Here is a 19153-nt window from a genome sequence, read left to right on the forward strand (position 1 = left end):
GCCCGCGCCGGACGTACCGGGTCCATGCACGACACGGCGAGGGGCCGGCGCATCGGCGCCGGCCCCTCGCCGTGTCGTGCGGAGTCTAGGACCTACGCCCCGCTCTCACGGAGCATGTCCTCGCGCTCGACGATCTTCACCCGCTCGCGGCCCTGTGGCTCGCCCAGGGCGCGCTCGGCGGCGTCCAGCTTGTACCAGCCCTCCCAGGTGGTGAAGCGGACCTCGCGCTCGGCGAGGAAGGCGTCGACCGCCTCCGGGTCGGGCGAGGCCGGGGTGTGCAGCCGGCCGCCCGCGTAGTCGTCCAGCAGGTTGGCGACGGTCTCGTTGGCGTCGCCCTTGGTGTGGCCGATCAGGCCGATGGGACCGCGCCGGATCCAGCCGGTGACGTAGGTGGACTGGAGGTGGGCGCCGCCCTCCTCGACGACCCGGCCGCCCTCGTCCGGGACGGTGCCAGAGTCGAGGTCCCAGGGCAGCTTGGGCAGCTTCTCGGAGAGGTAGCCGACCGCGCGGTAGACCGCCGTGACGTCCCAGTCCTTGAACTCGCCGGTGCCCTTGACGTTTCCGGTGCCGTCGAGGGCGGTGCGCTCGGTGCGCAGGCCGACGACCCTGCCGTCCTCGCCGAGGATCTCCGCGGGGGACTCGAAGAAGTGCAGGAACACCTTGTGCGGGCGGTCGCCGACGTCCCGGATCGCCCAGTTCTCCAGGGTCTTGGCCACCATGTCGGCCTGCTTGTTGCCGCGCCGGGTCTCGATCGAGCCCTCGTCGTAGTCGATGTCCTCGGGATCGACGATGACCTCGATGTTCGGCGAGTGGTCCAGCTCGCGCAGCTCCATCGGGCTGAACTTCGCCTGGGCGGGGCCGCGCCGGCCGAAGACATGGATCTCCACGGCCCTGTTGGCCTTCAGACCGTCGTAGACGTTCGGCGGGATCTCGGTCGGCAGCAGCTCGTCGGCGGTCTTGGCGAGGATGCGGGCGACGTCGAGGGCGACGTTGCCGACACCGAGGACGGCGACCTTCTCGGCCTCCAGCGGCCAGGTGCGCGGGACGTCCGGGTGGCCGTCGTACCAGGAGACGAAGTCGGCGGCGCCGTAGGAGCCGTCCAGCTCGATGCCGGGTATGGACAGCTCGCGGTCGGCCATCGCGCCGGTGGAGAAGATCACCGCGTCGTAGAAGGCGCGCAGGTCGTCCAGGCTGATGTCGGTCGGGTAGTCGACGTTGCCGAACAGCCGGATCTGCGGCTTGTCCAGCACCTGGTGCAGGGCGGTGACGATGCCCTTGATACGCGGGTGGTCGGGGGCGACGCCGTACCGGATCAGGCCGAACGGGGCGGGCATCCGCTCGAAGAGGTCGATGGACACACCGGGGTCGGCGGCCACCTCGGACTTGAGCAGGGCGTCGGCGGCGTAGATCCCGGCGGGGCCGGCTCCGACGATGGCTACCCGCAGGGGGCGCGGCATGATCAGGTTCCCTTCGCGTCTGAATGGGCGACTTGATCAGGAAGCCTAAGCTAAGGCAGGCCTAAGTTGGTACGCGGGTCCCGCCTATGACCCCATAAGTGGATCTTATGACTTACCTAGCGGTGTCTTATGGCCCGGGGTGTTCCCCTGGAGCGGCCGGTACCGGACCCTGTCCTCGGACGGCGGGAAGGGGAGGGCGGGCGTGGGCGGACATGCGGCAATGAGCGTAGCGGTGACGGGCGGCAGTGGCTTCGTCGGCAGCCATCTGCGGTCTCACCCAGGACTACATCCGCAGGCACCTCGGCATCCGCTTCCGCGTCGACAACAGTCGCAGCATCCAGGAACTGGGCCTGACCTACCGCCCGTTGGAGGACACCCTGCTCGACCACTACGAGAGCCGGCGCGCACGCCGGCGCCGCGGCTGATTCCGGTACCGGTCGCCCCGGTCGGCGGACCGCTCAGGCGGGCCGCACGATCCGGTGGATCGCCGACTCTCCGGCGCCGTAGATCGACTCCTCGCGTATGGACGAGCCCGGGCCCGGCGCGTGCACCATCATGCCGCCGCCGACATGGAGTCCCACGTGCCGGTCGTCGTGGAAGAAGAGGACCAGATCGCCGGGCTCGATCGCGGCGAGCGTGACCGGCGCACCGGCGAGCGCCTGCTCGTACGCGGCCCGCGGCAACTGAACCCCGGCGGCCTTCCAGGCGGCCTGGGTGAGGCTGGAGCAGTCGTACGAGTCCGGCCCGGTCGCACCCCACACGCAAGGCTTGCCGATCTGCGCCCGGGCGAACGCGATGGCCTTGGCGGCCCGCACGGCCCGGGGCGACTCGGGGAGCACGGCGAGGGAATCGGCGCCGGTCCCGTAGGCCGGGGCGGCGGGCGAGGCCTCCACGCCCGGCATCGCGGTCACCGCCGCACCGGGCGCGATGGGCGCCGCCCATTCCGGTTGCTGCCATGGGTTGGTGGCGGGGGTGGGGGAGGTGGTCTGCGCGGGTGGTGTGGGTGGTTGGGGTGTGACGGGCGTGGTGGCTGCCGCGGTGACGGGGGCCGACGGTGCGGCCGTCGTCGGCATAGGGGATGTGGCCGCAACAGGCATGGGTGGTGTGGCCGTCATCGGCGCCGCCTGGGCGGTCGCGGCGGCTGTGGTGAGCCGCGCGGTGTACCGGGTGATCACGTCGCTCGCCGCGGCCAGCTTGCGCTGGTTGTTCGCCTTGGACGTGGCGGGGGAGGGGCGGCCCGGCGCGGCAGGACCGGGCAGTGTCCCGGGTTCCTGGACGGGGGTGCCCTGCGCGGCGGACGGCCCGGCCACCGGAAGGACGGCGGTCTCGACGGGTCCGGCGTCGGCCGTCGGCGCCGGACCGAGGCCGGCCGGATACGTCAAACCGAGACCGGTGGGTTCCCCTTGTCCGAGGCCGGCCGGGTCCACCCGATCGAGGCCGGCCGGTACACCGCGCGTATCGGGCCCCGCCGGAGCTGCCGCGCCGGGCAGCGCCAGGTACGCGGCGCTCGCGCCGGGCGTACCCGTTCCGCCGGGAGAGGGCAACTCGGGCTGGCCGGCAGGCAGTTCAAGCCGCTGAGATCCGTTCAGGGCGACGCGTGCGCTCTCGCGTGCCGCCAGGGCGAGACTCTCGGGATCCGTCGCCCGGCCGGCCGCCAGCTCGGCCACCACGCGGTCCGTGGCGCGCTCCAGGGCCTCGGGTCGTCGCGTGGACACGCCCATGCCCAGGGCGTCCGATGCACCGCCCGTCCGGCCCCGGGAGCGGCCCGCAGCCGCTGCCGGGCGGTCGGGCTGCCGGTCGGCGGGCAGCACTGCGGGGACGGACGGGCCGAGCTTGGCGCGTGCCCCGTCGAACCACTGCCGGGCGATCTCGTCGAGAGCGGGATCCGATCGCCGCCCCGAGCGCTTGGCCAGCGGGACGCCCCGGGAGCGCGTCACCGAGGCCATGGCCCGGGTCGCGTTGTAGTTCCCGGTCTCGTTCTCGGCCCGGTCGTAGAGGGAGTCGATCCGCTGCCGGACCTCGTCCTGCGCAACCTCGTCGCGGCTCTCCGGCGCCATGGAAGACACGCTCCTTCCTTGCCCCGTAGGGCAGTTGGGCCGATGCGTCCGGTCCGTCGAGGACCGGGCGGCCTCGCGTCAACCTAGCCAACGTGTGTACCTCGTGTGAAGGTTGACGCGTGAAATGTCCGATACGTATTTGTGATGTTCGTGATGGTGTTCGAAAGGGAAGGGGCGAGTTCCGCGTTTTCCTGTGAGGTGCCGGTGAATCCGCGATTCTCTTGAACACATCTGGGCCGCCCTCCGTATGAAGCCGGGGAGCTCCATGCCCGACCGGCGCACACACCACACAGGGGACGACCTTGGCACGCAACAGGCGCAGACGCCCGACCGGCGCACGACGCGCGACCTTCGCAGCGATGGCTCTCATGCTGGGCGGAGGCGGCCTCGTGGCGGCCAACGTCTACGCCTCGGCGACCGAGGGCTGGGGCGACGGTTCCGGCACGAACGGAACCGGACGCGTCCTGTCCGCGGGCATGACCACGATCGACTGCCCCGACGTCGGCAGCCGGCTGACCGCCGTACCGGACGCCGCCCGGTCCGATGTGGACCGCGAACTCGCCCTGCTGGACCGGCAGACGGCCGATGCCTACCGGCAGCTCCAGCAGTCGGGACAGGCCGGCGGACAGGGCTCCGGCTCGGTCGACGACACGATCATGAGCCCGTTGAAGGAGAAGCGGGCCGCGGCGATCGGCCGGATCACCGACGCCATCGACCGGGCGGGAGAGCGCCCGCAGGGCCTGGACACCCTGGCCGCCTGCACCTTGCGCCCCGGCGGCGACGGCGCGGGTGGCGGCGCCCAGTCCTCCGCCACCCCGACCTCGGGTGCCCAGCCGAGCGGCGCCGGCCAGGGCGGCAACGGACCCGTCGTCTCCGACTACGCGGACATCACCTCCGTACCGCCCGCCGCGTCGAACCCGCCGCAGCAGGCCGACGCCTCGCGCGGCAGCTTCACCTCCGACTGCGGGGTCAACGCGAACGGTCTGTTCAACTCCGACAACGTCATCGTCGCCCCCGGCGTCTCCAACGGCGCCCACCACTTCCACGACTACGTCGGCAACCAGGGCAACAACGCCTTCGCGAGCGACGACGACCTCGCGAAGGCCGGGACGAGCTGTGTCGACCAGGGCGACAAGTCCTCGTACTACTGGCCGGTGCTGCGCCTGCAGAACGGCACACAGGAGCGGGACGCCGGATCCCCGGGCGGCGGAACGGAGGGCAACGCGGGCCAGATCGTCACGCCCAAGCAGGTCACGCTGACCTTCACCGGCAACCCGCTCGGCAAGGTCACCGCCATGCCCCGCCTGCTGCGCATCATCACCGGCGACGCCAAGGCCTTCGTCAACGGCCCCGGCAACGCCAACGCGTCCTGGAGCTGCACCGGTTACGAGGACCGGCAGCTGAAGGACAAGTACCCGCTGTGCCCGCCGGGCAGCGACGTGGTGCGCAGCTTCCGGTTCCAGAGCTGCTGGGACGGCCGCAACATCGACAGCGCCAACCACCGCACCCACGTGGCCTTCACCGCCCCCGACGGCTCCTGCCCGGCCGGCTTCCGCGCCATCCCGCAGCTGGTGGAGCGGATCGTCTACGACGTCAAGGCACCCAGCCTCCAGGACGGCGGCCGTACGGTCCCCCTCTTCGCGGTCGACTCCTTCCCCGAGCAGCTGCACAAGCCCGTCACCGACCACGGCGACTTCATCAACGTCTTCGACGAGGACCTGATGCGCCAGATGGTCGACTGCATCAACTCCGGTCGCACCTGCGGCCCCGGCGGCGACGGCTCTGGTACGACGGCGTCGCCCACGGCGAGTTCCGGCTCCGGTACCACGGCCGCCCCGGGCGGCGGTACGACGCAACAGCCCGGCGCCACCGCCACCTCCACCGCCTCCGCCGCGCCGGCGCCCTCGGCCGCACAGCCCAGCGAGGAACCGAGGACCGACGCGACGACCACACCCGGCCGCACCACCGCACCGGCCCGCACCACCGCACCGGCCCGCACGACCGCATCGGCCCGCACGACCGCGCCGGCCCGCACGACCGCGCCGGCCCGCGGTGCCGGGCAGCACCGTACGGCCAAGGCGGACAGCTCCACCGAGCCGGCACGGCCCACGCCCGCGCCCTCGCTCAGCCGGCCCGCGCCCACTCGGTCCGTTCCCGCTCAGTCCGCGCCCGCCGCCCAGGCCACGGCCGCCGGATACGTTCCGCCCACCCCCGCACAGCCCCAACCCCAGGGCACGCAGGGGGCACTCGCGGAGACCGGCGCCCACCTGTGGCCCGCCGCACTCGGCACCCTGCTCGCGCTGTCCGGCCTGATCATGCTGCTCAGGGCCCGGCGTCTCCGTTACTGAGGGGATGCCGGGATGGAGGGCCTGAGCGCCCTGTCCGCGCAGGGCGCTCAGGTCAACTCAAGTGTCTGCTTGGCGAGTTCGTAGGCGGGCCGCATCGCTTCGTGCTCCTCGGTGTCCATCCCGCCGAGGTGCAGGACGACCGGGCCGTCGGGCGTGCTGACCGCGAGCGCGGTCTCGTTCTTCGTCTCGTCCAGGAGCTTGCTGGTGTAGAGGTACTCCACCTCCACGCCCCTCAGGCCGCGGCCGGTCCGGAAGGAGTGGTACTTCTCCTTGCTGACGTTGTCCTCCGCGGCGACGAACTCCCGCAGCACGCCGCCCGCGTCGGCCTTGCCCGCCTTGCCCGTCCACACGCGCAGGAAGCCGATGTGGCCCGCCGGCTTGGCGTCGATCTCGCAGGCCGCGGTGACCGGCCCCTGGCGCAGGAAGGCCTCGGCGAGGGCCCCGCTCACCTCGCCGCCGGAACCCTTCGACGCCTTCGACAGCTCCGCCTCGGCGTCGACCGCCTTGGCCTTCCAGTGCCTGGCGATGTCGAAGCGCACGGGCAGTTCGCAGTCCGAACCGGCCGCGCCGATCGAACCGCCGCTCGCCGTCGCCGTCCCCCCGGTCCCTTCGCTTCTGGCGTTCGGGGACGCGCCCGAGGTGTCCTTCGCGTCACCGTCCGCCGACTTCGCGCACCCGCCGAGCACCGCCGCGAGCGCCACCGCCACGACCACCGCGCCCCGCACGGACCCCACCCCGACCTGCATTTCCCGCTCCCCTCCTGTTCTCCTGTTCAGGGGCGCAACCGTAACCGAGGGCACCGACGGCATCGAACACGTTTTCCCCGCAGTTCGGTCCGGCCCCCCGGCCCCGGCCGCCGGTCCCGGGGTCAGCCGGTGACGAGCGGCTTGCCGTAGACCGTGGTGCTGTGCCGGACCGTCATACCCAGGCGCTCGTACAGCGAGAGCGCACCGGTGCCGGAGTGCGTCCACAGGGTGCAGGCCGGCCTGCCGAGGCGGTGGAAGGTGCGGAACGCCTCGCGCAGCAGCGTGCGGGCGATGCCCCGGTCGCGGTGGTCGCGCCGTACCGCGACCCGCTCGACGTATCCCTCGTCGTGGCCCGGAACGTCCAGCGACAGCACGGCCCCGACCAGCCGGCCGCCGGCGAAGGCGAGCGGTGACGCCGCGGGCAGGAACGTGGCGCGCTCGACGGTGTGCCGCGCCCATTCCGGGTAGCTCTTCCGGCGCGGCTGCCACTCGTCGAACGCGTCCTCGGTGAGCTGGTACGCCGCCTGTTCGTCGCCGGGCCGGAACGGCCGTACGGTGATGCCCGCCGGTGGATCGGGCACCTCCGGTTCATGCGGCAGCGCGATCTGCAGCAGCCACTCGGTGACCAGCCGGGAGTACCCGGCGGCCCGCAGGAGAGCGGTCGCGGCACCATCGCCGTCGGGGACCGTCTGCGCGAGCCGGTCGCCACCCGCGCACCGGGCCCTGGCCTCGGTCCAGGCCAGCAGCGCGCCGCCGAGACCCCGGCCCCGGTGACCGGGATGCACATGCACCCTGGCCCGCCGTCCCGTCACCCAGCCGTAGCCGGCCGGCGTGCCCGTGCCGTCGTGCACGAGCACCGTGTCGCCCTCCGGCCGCAGACCGGGCAGGGTGAGCTCGGCGGTGATGCGGTCGGCGCCGGTCACGGCACGGCCGTACACCTCGTGTTCGTACGCGGCGACCAGGCGGTGGATCGCGCCGATATCGGCGGTGGTCGCCGGCCGCCACCGATAGCCGGCCGGCAGCCGGTCCGGGCGGAGATCGGCCTCCAGCGCACCCGCTCCGGTCACGGCAGCCCCTCCCGTCCTCCCCGTGCACAGGCTCTACCCCGCCGCGCCGCCCGCCACGCCCGTCTGTTTGCGAGGCGCCGCGGGGGCACGGCAGGGTGCGGGGTGTGCCTACCTTGCTGATCGTCCATCACACCCCGTCGCCCAACTGCCAGGCGCTGTTCGAGGCCGTCGTCTCCGGTGCCACGACACCGGAGATCGAGGGCGTCCGCGTCGTCCGCCGGGCCGCCCTGTCCGCGACCGCCTCCGACGTCCTGGAGGCCGACGGCTGTCTGCTCGGCACACCGGCGAACCTCGGATACATGTCCGGCGCCCTGAAACATTTCTTCGACCAGATCTACTACCCCTGCCTGGACGAGACCCGGGGCCGGCCGTTCGGCTACTACGTGCACGGCGGCAACGACGTCACCGGCGCCGTCCGTGCCATCGAGGCCATCACCACCGGCCTCGGCTGGCGCCGCGCGGCCGACGCGGTGACGGTCACCGGCGAGCCCGGCAAGGCCGACACGGAGGCGTGCTGGGAGCTGGGGGCCACGGTCGCGGCGGGGTTGATGCCCACGGCGTGAGCAACGGGTGAGGAACCGGTGTCCCGCGGGCGTCTCCGGCGTGATCTTCGTACGGTCGGGTGCGGTGACCGGCGTGGGCCGGCGCCCGGACATGGCCCCTCCGCCCTCCTCCGGGCCTGGCGGGCGTCCGCTACCTGGACGGATGAAGGTGCGGGCCCGGTGTCCCTGGCCGACGATGGGACCGGGGTCGCGCCTCCGGCGTGGCTGAACCCTGTCATGTGTCGTCGTACGTCGTCGAACGAGGGAGCGTCGGATGCGAGCGGACGGCCACGCGCCCGGACGGCCCGTGCCGGACGGCCGGGACGCCAGCGAGCTGCTGCGCCGGTGCGCACGGGACCTGGTGGACGTCGCCGAGGGCATCCGCGCGGTGTCCGCGCGCACCAGCACCGCGCTGTTCGCGCCGCCCCTGACCACCTCCGCGCGCCGCCGTCCCCGTACCGGCCTCGCCGCCCAGTGGGCGCTGCTGCGGGCCCTGACGAACAAGGAGGGCCTCGGCGGCTCGGCGATCACCGCGCCGAAGGGCATGGGCCAGGTGCTCGGCGCTGCCGGTGCGGTGCTGGGCCGGGAGAGCCTGGCCGCGCTGGTCGCCGTCACCTCGCTGCGCCTGCGGCTCGCCGCCGTGCTCGTCGACCACCCCGAGCTGGAGCGCGACCCGGGCCTGCGCCGGCTGACGCAGGCCGTCACCGCCGACCGCGACCTGGAGGCCGTACGGGCCCTGCGCGCACTGTTCCGGGACCGGGGCGCCCAGCGTGCCCTGTCCGGGCTAACGCCACTGATGGCAGAACTGCTCGCCGTCCGCGCTCTGCTCGACGAGGACCCGAAGCACGACGAGACCGGCCGGGCGCTCGCGGCCGGGCGCCAGCCGTCCGCCGATCCGCCGCGCCGTCCGCTGCACGGAATCAGCGCCTCGCACCTCGCCTCCATGGACCGTGGGGCGGCCGAGGCCGTCGACCTCACCGACCAGGAGAAGCAGTTCATCGCCACCGAGGGCTCGTTCCTCGGGTTTCTCCGCAACATCGAGGTGCTGTCCAGCGACGGGCGGATCCTCGTGCAGAACGTGCGTGGTCCCGACGGTGTCGTCCGCTATGTCGTCCAGGCGCCCGGCATGACGCCGGGCCGCCCGCGCAACCACTCCCCGCAGGACGTCGTCGGTGCCCGGCGGAACCTGTTCACGACCGACTCGCCCTACACCCGCTCGGTCCTGCGCGCCCTGGCGGACTACGGCATCCCGCGCGGCGCCGACCTCGCGCTGATCGGGCACGGCGAGGGCGGGAGCGCGCTGCTGAACCTCGCCCAGGACGAGGAGTTCTGCCGCATCTACCGGGTCACGCACGTCGTCGCCGTCGGCTCCCCGGTCGGCGACGAGAAGCCCGCCGACCCGCGCACCTGGGTCGGCGTCGTCACCAACCAGCACGACATCGTGGCCGTCCAGGACGGCCGGAGCGCGGCCTCCCTGTTCGACCCGCACCCGCACTGGTACCAGGCCGACTACGCCGGGCCCACCCACGAGTTCCCGCTGTGCCACATGCTCCGCGAGTACATCGAGCATCTGCGCACGGTGGTCCCCGAGGCCCGCGAGGACATCGACGCGGCACTCACGCCGTACCGCGGCCCGATCGTGCGCACCCAGGCCTACCTGCTCAAGGACCGCGCCCACCCGCCCGAGGGGTACCCCTTCCTCACCCTGCCGACCACCTCGATCCCGACGACGGCCGGCCCCGTCGACGTACCGGTGCGCTACTACGACTCCGCCGCCGCCCATCTCTGCTTCCCCGTCTTTGCCGACGCGGTGCGCGGACTGCTGCCCGGCGCCACCTGGCTGACCCCGAGCCGGCTGGGCCGACGGGCCCTCGCCATGCTGTCGCTCTACGAGCACCGCTGCTCCACGATCGGCCCGTACACCGAGATCGCGCTGTCCGTCCTGGTCGACGATCTGTGGCGGCCGCGCCCGTTCGACGTCGCCGCGGATCTGCTGCGCCGCGCCGACCTGCGCCGCAGCGGGCGTCACGTCCTCTCCCTCGCCGTCACCAGCGACGAGGCCCGCGTGGTCGCCCGGGAGATCTGGGGCCAGCCCGCGATGCGGACGACGGCCGAGGCCGACCTGACGGCCCGGCAGATCGACGTCCGGTCCCGGGACCTCGGGCTCACCGTCGAGGGCCGGCTCGGACCGGGCATGCGCTGCCCGGAGGCCGACTGGATCCTCTACGGCCGACGGAAGGACAGCACCGTACGCACCCTGGTCCGGGCACACGGCAGGCTGCGGCTGCACCGCGGCACCGGCGTGCGGCTGCGGCTGGACACCGCGGCGGCCGAACCCCTCGCCGGACAGCTGCGCCGGCTCGGCATCGACCGGGCCCGGCCCCGGTTCGTCCTGAGCTGCCCCCAGTTCATGCTCCATCGCAGCGCCGGCGCCGTCATGCCGCGCTGAAGCCCCCTGCCCTCACCCAAGCCCCGTGGGAGCCGCCATGGTGACCGAGTCCCCCCGAGCGATCACGGCCTCGGCCGACGAACTCCTCGCGCACGCAGACACCCTGCGGGCCGACGCCGACCTCATGGACGGCTACGCCCGTCGGCTGCTCGCCACCGCGGCCACCCTGAGCGGCTGCCCGGCGGCACCCGACTGGAGCCGTCCCACGCTGGAGCAGCAGGCCGCCGCCTGCACCACGGCGGCCGAGCAACTGCGCACCGCCGCCCAGGCGTTGGCCACCCATGCCGGAGTCGGGTACTGAGCCGTCCCGCACGGGCCGGGGGATGGTCCGGGCCCCGACTCGGCATGCCGCCGCCCGGGAGTCCGCCGCGTTCCTGCCGAGCGACACGAAGTGCTCGGCGCGGCGCCGAGGCGGCACGGGCCCGCCACGTGTCGCCGCTCGGACGCTCGGCGAGCGGCCGTACGAACAGGCGCACGGCGGCCTCCTCCGCGGAGCCGTCGCGGCGGATCGACTCGGCCGTGGCGGTGTTGCGCCGCCTCAGGGCTTGCGGGCCACCCCGGCGTACACCGGCTGCTCCCCAAGGACCCGCATCCCCGGCTCGGGGTGCCAGCGTGTGGCCGGCACGACACCCGGCTCGCACAGGTCCAGGCCCTCGAAGAACCGGCTCACCTCGGCGTGCGAGCGCGCCTGGACCTGGGTGCCACCGGAGCGGTAGACGGCCGTGATCCGCTCCCAGACCGCCGGGTCGAACTCGGCGCTGACGTGGGAGAGCGTCAGAAAGCTGCCGGACGGCAGCGGCTCCAGCAGGGTCCGGACGACACCATGGGGATCCTGCTCGTCGGTGACGAACGGCAGCAGCGCGATCAGCGAGAGGCCCACTGGCCGGCCGAGGTCCAGATGCTCCCGGGCGTACTCCACGATCCGCTCCGGCTCGCGGACATCGGCGTGCAGATAGGCGGTACGGCCCTCGGGCCTGCCCCGGAGCAGGGCTTCGGCGTGCCGCAGCACGATCGGGTCGTTGTCGACGTACACCACCCGGGCGCTCGGGGTGACCGCCTGGACGACCTGGTGCAGATTCGGCTCGGTGGGTATCCCGGTGCCCACGTCCAGGAACTGGTCCACGCCCCGCCGGGCGACGAAGCGGGCGGCCCGGTGCATGAACTCACGGTTGGCCCAGGCCGTGTCCTTGACGCCCGGGAAGAGCTCCAGCACCTTGCTCGCGGCCTCGGCGTCCACGACGTAGTGGTCCTTGCCGTCCAGGAACCAGTCGTACATCCGCGCTGAATGCGGCTTGCCGGTGTCGATCCGATCCGGGCTGAATCCGGTGTCTGTCACGTCGGCTCTCCGTGAAGGGGTGGGGGGTGAACAGGTGGTCGTCAGCGGCAGCGGGAGGCCGCCGCGCTGTCGTGCCGGTGCCAGACGGCCTCGACCACACGGCCGTCGGGCAGGGTGCGCCGGGGCGGCCCCTCGTCCGGTACGAAGCCGGCCCGGGCCAGGGCCCGCCGGCTCGCCGTGTTCCCGGGCTCCGCACCTGCCCGGACCGTGCTCATTCCGGCATGTCTGTGGGCGAGATCCGCGCCGGCGCGGAACAGCTCCGCGCCCAGACCCTGGCCACGGCAGGCCGGCGCCAGCCAGCCGCCCATCTCGCCCGTGCGGTGCTCCAGTTCGAGGGCGCCGGCATAGCCGAGGTCCGACCTGCGCACACAGACGAGCAGCAGGGGATCGTCCGGGCCGGGCGCGTACGGCTGGGCCAGCATCCGGGGCATCCGGCGGCCGTCGTCGCCGGCCGGCCGCCAGGCGAGCAGGGCCCTGCGGGTGCCGGGATCGGGCAGGACCAGGTCCGCCTGGGTGCCGAGCCAGCGCTGCGCCTCGGCATCGGCGCAGGCGGCGAGTGCCGCGGCCACGTCCAGCCGGGTCCGGGGCGTGAACAGCAACAGCCGCTCGGTGGCCAGGACATGCCGGCCGGCCTCCGGCCCGCACCGCCCGGGCACGGGCAGCCCGGCCGTGGCCGCCCGCCTCCGGCGGATCACCGACCAGACCATGCACACCCCCGACCCAGCGTCCGAGCGACCGTCACGGGACGCGTACGGACGCCGAGCCCCGAGGGATGCGGACGACCCGCACCGGCGGCGAATGTACCGGGGTCCGGGGGTGGGTGGCGTGTGGGTGGGGGTGGTTTTGGGACGGGAGGGTGAGGTGGGGGAGCGGTGGGGTGAACCGGGGTCAGTCGGACTGTTCCGGGGAGCCGGGCTTGGGGCGGGTGCGGGTCCAGGACGGGTCGGCGGACGGGGCCGGGGCGGGGGTGGCGATGTGCATGAGCATCCTTCGGACTGGTGGGGGATGGTCCGTGGGTGGTCGAGTGGGGGTGCGGTGGGCCTGGCGTCAGCCGTGGTCGGACGGCAGCTCGGCCCAGACGACTCGGGCGGGCCGGCCGGACACCGGCGTCACGCCCCAGTCCCGGCTCAGCGTGTCGACCAGCAAGAGCCCGCGCCCGTGCTGGTCGTCGGGTCCGGGGTGGAGCGCGGTCGGCAGCGTGGGGCCGCCGTCCTGGTCCTCGACCTCGATCCGTATCCGGTCCGCCGTACCGTGCAGCCGGCAGGTGATCCGCTCGCCGGCCGTGTGCACGAGGGCGTTCGTGACCAGCTCCGAGGTCACCAGGACCGCGTCGTCCCGGGGGCCGTCGGGCACGCCCCAGGCGGCCAGCAGGTCCTGCACGACACACCGGGCCGTGCCGACGGCCGCCGGCTGCGCGGGCAGGTCGAAGGCGGCGGCGCGGCGGGGGAGCGGGTCCCCGGAGGCGAGCCGGTCGGGGCCGAGGGGCCCAGGGAGTCGACCGAGGCGCCCGCCTCCGGGTGGTCTCAGGACGCCGGCCGCGATCGGCGGCCGGTCCGGGTGCTTCAGGGGTCCCGGGGCGTGATGTGGGCCCGCCCCGGCGTCGTCCGTGGCCCGGTCCGGGACGTCCGCCGTGTCCGCGCACAGGAGCGGTTCCTCGACGGCGTCCACCCGCCCGCCCCGCCGTTCCCCGCTCTCCGGCGCCGGGCCTGACTGGTCCGTGCTGTCCAGTATTCGGGTTGGCTGGTTTGCGCTGTCAAGCGATGGGTGTGGCTGGTCCGCATCCGACCCGCCCGCGTCGTTCGGCATCGGGTGTGGGCGGTCAGCGGTGAGGTCCGGGCGGTCCCCGGAACCGTTCTGGCGGGGTAACGCCGACAGGCGGGACGGGCCGGGAGGCAGGGGTGTCTGGGCGGGGCTCCGGTTCTCGGGTCGGTGGTGGAGCGGTCGGGGGAGGGAGGGCGGAGCCATCGCCGTGCGCCTTTCGTCCGGCCTCGCGTGGGGGGTTGCGCTGTCGGGCCGACCGTGCGCAGCGGACGACATGCCTCCCACGAGGCCGTGATGCGGCCCCGGTCTCCCCCAACCAGGCCGCGCCGCCTGCTCCTTCGGTCGGCCGGAGCAGTGAATCCACTCTCGCACCGCCCAACAACGGTCCGCAACCGGCAAGTTGAAATTTGCAAGTGGCGAAGTGCATGCTGCTCCGGCCGGAACGTGATCGAATGGGCCCGGGAGAGCGACCGTGTGCGACGGTGTCCCTTGACCTGGTGAGGGGGGTGGGGCATGACCGCGGAGACCGACTGGGGCGGCGCCCCCTCCGTCCTGCGCATGATCCTCGGCCGGCAACTGGAAGAGCTGCGGACCCGGGCCGGCCTCAGCTACGCGGAGGCGGGCGCCGCCATCGGCGTCAGCCACTCCACCATCCGCCGCATGGAGGCCGCCAAGGTGGCCCGGCTGCGCCTCGCGGACGCCGAGAAGCTGCTCCAGGTCTACGGCGTCGCCGACCGGGACGAGATCGACACCTTCCTGAAGTCCGTGCGCGAGGCCAACAAGCGCGGCTGGTGGCACACCTACCGCGATGTGATGCCCGACTGGTTCGCCGCCTATCTCAGCCTGGAACAGGCCGCGTTGCAGATCCGCGCGTACGAGAACCAGTTCGTCCACGGCCTGTTGCAGACCGAGGACTATGCCCGCGCCCTGATCGGCGCGGACAGTCCGCACGCCTCCGCCGAGGCCACCGAGCGCCGGGTCGCGCTGCGCATGCGCCGCCAGGAGTTGCTGGCCCGCGAGGCGCCGCCACGGGTGTGGGTGGTGATGGACGAGACGGCGCTGCGCTGGCCGGTCGGCGGACCGGCGGTGATGCGGGCGCAGATCGATCACCTCGTCGAGATCAACCGGCTGCCCCATGTGACCCTGCAGCTCATGCCGTTCGCCAACGGACCGCACCCGGCGATGCGGGCGGGCGCCTACCATCTCTTCCGGTTCAGGGCCCGCGAACTGCCCGACATCGTGTACCTCAACGGCCTGGTCGGGGCCGTCTACCTCGACAAGGCCGACGACGTCGTGGTGTACCGGGAGGCGCTGGACCGGCTCGGCGCCCAGGCCGCGCCCGCGAGGAAGACCGAGGCCCTGCTCGCCGCGATCCGCAGGGAGTTGTGACGCACGCCCGCACCGCCCCCGTACGCGAGAACCTGACCCCTCGACCGAATGGAGACACGGCGTTGCCCGACAACGGATGGCCGGCCGACCGCATCGACACCGAGAACGCCCACTCCGCCCGCATCTACGACTACATCCTCGGCGGCAAGGACTACTACCCCGCCGACCAGGAGGCCGGTGACGCCATGTCCCGGGAGTGGCCCGCGCTCCCGGTCCACATGCGCGCCAACCGCGACTGGATGAACCGCGCCGTGCGCTGGCTCGCCGAGGAGGCGGGCATGCGCCAGTTCCTGGACATCGGCACCGGCATCCCCACCTCGCCCAACCTGCACGAGATCGCCCAGGCCGTGGCGCCCGAGTCCCGGGTCGTCTACGTCGACAACGACCCGATCGTCCTCACCCTCTCGCAGGGCCTGCTGGCCAGCGCGCCCGAGGGCCGTACCTCGTACATCGAGGCGGACTTCCGCGACCCGGCGGCCATCCTGGACGCCCCTGAGCTGCGCGAGACCCTGGACCTGGACAAGCCCGTCGCGCTCACCGTCATCGCCATCGTCCACTTCATGCTCGACGCGGACGACGCGGTCGGTGTCGTACGCCGGCTGCTGGAGCCGCTGCCCTCGGGCAGCCATCTGGCGATGTCCATCGGCACCGCCGAGTTCGCCCCCGCGGAGGTGGGCCGGGTCGCCCGTGAGTACGCGGCCCGCAACATGCCGATGCGGCTGCGCACGATCGATGAGGCCCATGAGTTCTTCGAGGGCCTTCAACTGGTCGAGCCGGGCATCGTCCAGGTCCACAAGTGGCACCCCGACGGCACCGGAGAGCGGAACATCCGCGACGAGGACATCGCGATGTACGGCGCGGTCGCCCGCAAGCCCTGACACGCCGACCGCAGGCCCCGACAGACCAGGGGCCGGGGTCCGCACCCACCTCCCGGACCCCGGCCCCGCCACCCCTTTCGTACGGCGGGTCGGCGGCACCCCGGCCGGTAGCTTGGGCCCATGTACACCACCCGAGTCTCCCGGCGCGTGCAGGCGCCCCCGCACGCCGTGTACCGGGTCCTGACCGACGCCGGCGCGATCGCGGCCTGGCGCGTCCCGGCCGGTATGACCGCCCGCGTCCATACCTTCGACGCCCGGGAGGGCGGTACCTTCCGGGTCTCCCTGAGCTACGACGACCCGTCCGCCACGGGCAAGTCGAGCGGGCACACGGACACCTACCACGGCCATTTCGCGAGGCTCGTACCCGACGCGCTGGTGGTGGAGGTGTTCGAGTTCGAGACCGACGACGATGCCGTGCGCGGCACCATGACCATGACGACCACGCTCACCGCGGCCGACGGCGGAACGGACGTGGAGATCCTGCACGAGGGCGTCCCCGACGACATCCCCCGCGAGGACAACGAACTGGGCACCCGCATGGCCCTCGACAACCTCGCCCGGCTCGTCGAGGGACCGCACGCCCGCCGGCCGTCCGAGGCGGAATGACCGAAAGGACACGGAAAGACGACCGGAATTCGGCACAACCATCCGACTGCCTCATGTTCCGGGAACGGAGTGGGAAAAAGCCGAGAGAAAGCGGAACCGGTGCGAGGGAAATGAGGTCTTAAGGTCCGTCGACGGCCGGGATCGGACCGGTCGTACCGAAACCGGGGGAATAAGACCTATGTCCGTCCGCAGCCGCAAGACCCTCGTCACCGCCGTCGCCCTCACAGGCGGCCTCACGCTGGCCGCCGTGACGCCCGCCCTCGCGGGCGCCGGCGCGAGCCACACCACCCGTGCCGCCGCCGTGTCCTCCGCCCAGGGCGACCCGCGCAATGTCACCCAGCACGTGGCCGACTTCTACGGCGCCTACATCGACGCCGTCTGGTCCACCGACGACAAGTCCGCCGGTGACGCGGCCAAGGCGCTGCGGGCCTTCTACCTCTCCGCCGCCGCACAGAAGAAGGTCGCCGCCTTCGAGAAGAAGGAGCACGCCGACGGCATCCTCTTCGCGCAGAACGTGCCGGTGCAGTGGAAGGTGACCTACACCGGTTCCGGCGCCGGCCACGCGACCAGTCGGGTCACGCTCACCTGGAGCGACGGGCCGAACGCCGAGGTCAGCCGGATCGACGTGCAGTCCGACCCGAAGACCCTCAAGATCACCGACCTCAAGTCGGTGCGCTGACCGGGGGGCGTGCGGTCCCGCCCCGCCCCCACTCGGGGCGGGGCCCACGCCTGCCGTGACGGCAAAGGCAGTTGAACCCGGCGGCCGTGCGTCCGCTGTGGCTAACCTGTGCGCCGTGAAACAGACGTTCGAGCGCCTGCGGCGCCTTCTCCTCGCCCCGCTCGGAACGGCCCTGGCCGCCTCCGTGCTGCTGCCCGCCCAGTCGGCCCACGCGGCCGACGGCCTCGACCCGTTCACCGCGGACTTCACCCTGACCCGCGTGGACGGTGACAAGTCCGGGCTGATCACCTCGGCCGAGTCCGCCGGCGTGGCCCGGGCCTCCGTCACCGACGTACTGAACTCCCGTACGGGCCGGCCGGCCCTGTGCCACGGCACCGGACTGAACGGCGCGCTCAAGTACGACGGCTTCTGCTGGGACGACGCCGACGACCGCACGGGCTACACCGACCGGGACTCCTCCGGCACCCTGGTCGGCGGCTGGATGCCGCAGGGTTTCACCGGCTCGCACGACGCCACCGCCGACGGACTGTACGCGGGCCGGCATCTGTACATCGCCTCCTGGTACTTCGGGAAGTACGTCAAGGACGACCCCGACAGCCCGTACGAGTCGTACACCCGCATCTCCATCGCCCAGTCGACCGGCGACCAGGTGACGTACGGCCATGTGGCACTCGTGGAGCCGGTGCAGGGCAACTTCAAGGAACTGGCCTACAAGTCGCATGCCGACGGCATCGCCTGGTACGGCGACCGGCTCTTCGTCGCCAACGGTGTCGAACTGCAGGTGTACGACCTCTCGCACCTGTGGAGCATGAACGACACCTCCGGTTCGGCCACCGGACTGAGCGGCGACGGCCGGACCTCGGCCCGCTACCACCGCTGGGCCCTGCCGCTGGTGGCGCGCTACACCACGAAACCGGACGTCACCCCGGACACCGACAGCCAGCCGTTCCCGGGCGGCAACCCGAGGGCCTGCGGCCCCGGCAACGGCGTGCTGTGCCTGAGCAGCCTCAGCATCGACCGGTCCACCGGCACACCCACCCTGGTGTCGGTGGAGAACCGCACGACCGGCGGCGCCCGGATCGTCCGCTGGCCGCTGTCCCAGCTTGGCACGAGCCTGCCGACCCGCGTCTCGTCGGACACCACGGGCTACACCACGCCCGTGTACAACGTGCAGGGCACGGCCACCGACGGCGAGAACTACTACATGAGCGGCGACTGCCCCGACTACTGGCCCTCGGGCTTCTCCTGCATCCACGTCGCCCGGCCCGGCGAGGCCCCGCACGTCCTCACCCAGGCGCCGTGGCTGACCGAGAGCCTGTCCTGGGACCCGCAGGCGGGGCGGCTGTGGGGGCTGAACGAGGCGCTGGAGGACTCCGCCGGCCCGCACCGGGTGGTGTTCTCGGTCGACCCGGGCGCCGGCAAGGCGGTCGACGGCTGGGGCTGGATGTCCGACTTCAACAAGCCCGGCTTCGTCTGCGCCACACCCCAGGGCGACGGCACCGCGAACGGCACCATCGTCACCGTCTGGCACTGCACCGGGGCCGAGAGCCAGCGCTGGGCCTATATCGACGGGCGCCTGGTGAACAGGGCGAGCGGCAAGTGCCTGACCCCGCAGGGTGACGCAGAAGGCACCGACGGAGCCGTCCTGACCCTGTGGACCTGCAACAGCTCAGCGACCTCGCAGCTCTTCGGCCCGGACGGCAACACGATCACCAACCGGCTCGGCAAGGCGGTCACCCCGAAGGGCAACTCGCTCGCCGACGGCACCTGGCTGACGCTGTGGACGAAGAGCGGGGCCGATGTACAGCAGTGGAGCGTGGGCGGCTTCTGAGCGCGCA

The 19153-nt window shown here is 72.8% G+C and carries 15 protein-coding genes and 2 pseudogenes; 10 read left to right on the top strand and 7 right to left on the bottom strand.

Features of this window, described 5'->3' with window-relative positions:
• Positions 1-92: 92 nt before the first annotated feature.
• Positions 93-1457: an FAD-dependent oxidoreductase gene (locus tag ACWCQS_RS04725; protein ID WP_451003109.1), complete on the bottom strand. Its 1365-nt coding sequence runs from the start codon at positions 1455-1457 to the stop codon at positions 93-95.
• 269 nt (positions 1458-1726) lie between these two features.
• On the opposite strand from ACWCQS_RS04725, the pseudogene ACWCQS_RS04730 reads away from it, so the two are divergent.
• Positions 1727-1882: pseudogene (locus ACWCQS_RS04730) on the top strand (NAD-dependent epimerase/dehydratase family protein); the annotation flags it as partial.
• A 33-nt stretch (positions 1883-1915) separates the two neighbouring features.
• On the opposite strand, the pseudogene ACWCQS_RS04735 reads toward ACWCQS_RS04730, so the two are convergent.
• Positions 1916-2278, bottom strand: a pseudogene (locus ACWCQS_RS04735) (C40 family peptidase); the annotation flags it as partial.
• A 1595-nt stretch (positions 2279-3873) separates the two neighbouring features.
• On the opposite strand from ACWCQS_RS04735, the gene ACWCQS_RS04740 reads away from it, so the two are divergent.
• Positions 3874-5862 (top strand): DUF1996 domain-containing protein, encoded by a 1989-nt coding sequence (locus ACWCQS_RS04740; RefSeq protein ID WP_451003110.1) that lies wholly within the window; start codon positions 3874-3876, stop codon positions 5860-5862.
• 47 nt (positions 5863-5909) lie between these two features.
• Here the strand turns inward: ACWCQS_RS04740 and ACWCQS_RS04745 are convergent, their stop codons facing one another.
• The gene (locus tag ACWCQS_RS04745; protein ID WP_451003111.1) at positions 5910-6608 is read right to left on the bottom strand and encodes a lipoprotein; all 699 of its coding nucleotides are present in this window, start codon (positions 6606-6608) and stop codon (positions 5910-5912) included.
• A 122-nt stretch (positions 6609-6730) separates the two neighbouring features.
• Positions 6731-7675 (bottom strand): GNAT family N-acetyltransferase, encoded by a 945-nt coding sequence (locus ACWCQS_RS04750; RefSeq protein WP_451003112.1) that lies wholly within the window; start codon positions 7673-7675, stop codon positions 6731-6733.
• Positions 7676-7779: 104 nt separating this feature from the next.
• Here ACWCQS_RS04750 and ACWCQS_RS04755 point away from each other — a divergent pair, with 104 nt between their 5' ends.
• The 3 genes from ACWCQS_RS04755 (at position 7780) to ACWCQS_RS04765 (ending at position 10967) form a co-directional block, all read left to right on the top strand.
• A complete protein-coding gene (locus tag ACWCQS_RS04755; protein ID WP_451003113.1) occupies positions 7780-8238 on the top strand; it encodes a flavodoxin family protein in 459 nt (152 codons plus the stop codon).
• 253 nt (positions 8239-8491) lie between these two features.
• On the top strand, positions 8492-10666 hold the full coding sequence (locus tag ACWCQS_RS04760; protein ID WP_451003114.1) for a hypothetical protein: 2175 nt from the start codon (positions 8492-8494) through the stop codon (positions 10664-10666).
• 37 nt (positions 10667-10703) lie between these two features.
• Positions 10704-10967: a hypothetical protein gene (locus ACWCQS_RS04765; protein ID WP_451003115.1), complete on the top strand. Its 264-nt coding sequence runs from the start codon at positions 10704-10706 to the stop codon at positions 10965-10967.
• A 237-nt stretch (positions 10968-11204) separates the two neighbouring features.
• Here ACWCQS_RS04765 and ACWCQS_RS04770 read toward each other — a convergent pair whose 3' ends face one another.
• The 3 genes from ACWCQS_RS04770 to ACWCQS_RS04780 all read right to left on the bottom strand — a co-directional run bounded on the left by ACWCQS_RS04770 (position 11205) and on the right by ACWCQS_RS04780 (position 13670).
• A complete protein-coding gene (locus tag ACWCQS_RS04770) occupies positions 11205-12002 on the bottom strand; it encodes an SAM-dependent methyltransferase (protein WP_451003116.1) in 798 nt (265 codons plus the stop codon).
• A gap of 41 nt (positions 12003-12043) precedes the next feature.
• Positions 12044-12697: a GNAT family N-acetyltransferase gene (locus ACWCQS_RS04775; protein ID WP_451003117.1), complete on the bottom strand. Its 654-nt coding sequence runs from the start codon at positions 12695-12697 to the stop codon at positions 12044-12046.
• Between the two features lie 352 nt (positions 12698-13049).
• On the bottom strand, positions 13050-13670 hold the full coding sequence (locus ACWCQS_RS04780) for an ATP-binding protein (RefSeq protein WP_451003118.1): 621 nt from the start codon (positions 13668-13670) through the stop codon (positions 13050-13052).
• A 606-nt stretch (positions 13671-14276) separates the two neighbouring features.
• Here ACWCQS_RS04780 and ACWCQS_RS04785 point away from each other — a divergent pair.
• The 5 genes from ACWCQS_RS04785 to ACWCQS_RS04805 all read left to right on the top strand — a co-directional run bounded on the left by ACWCQS_RS04785 (position 14277) and on the right by ACWCQS_RS04805 (position 19146).
• Entirely contained in the window at positions 14277-15152 is an 876-nt protein-coding gene (locus tag ACWCQS_RS04785; RefSeq protein ID WP_451003119.1) for a helix-turn-helix domain-containing protein, read from the top strand.
• 62 nt (positions 15153-15214) lie between these two features.
• The gene (locus ACWCQS_RS04790) at positions 15215-16030 is read left to right on the top strand and encodes an SAM-dependent methyltransferase (protein WP_450983713.1); all 816 of its coding nucleotides are present in this window, start codon (positions 15215-15217) and stop codon (positions 16028-16030) included.
• A gap of 120 nt (positions 16031-16150) precedes the next feature.
• Positions 16151-16636 (top strand): SRPBCC domain-containing protein, encoded by a 486-nt coding sequence (locus tag ACWCQS_RS04795; RefSeq protein ID WP_451003120.1) that lies wholly within the window; start codon positions 16151-16153, stop codon positions 16634-16636.
• Positions 16637-16814: 178 nt separating this feature from the next.
• Positions 16815-17315 (top strand): hypothetical protein, encoded by a 501-nt coding sequence (locus tag ACWCQS_RS04800; RefSeq protein ID WP_451003121.1) that lies wholly within the window; start codon positions 16815-16817, stop codon positions 17313-17315.
• Between the two features lie 115 nt (positions 17316-17430).
• A complete protein-coding gene (locus ACWCQS_RS04805) occupies positions 17431-19146 on the top strand; it encodes an RICIN domain-containing protein (protein WP_451003122.1) in 1716 nt (571 codons plus the stop codon).
• Positions 19147-19153: the final 7 nt, after the last annotated feature.

Source organism: Streptomyces sp. NPDC002076 (genome assembly GCF_053593835.1).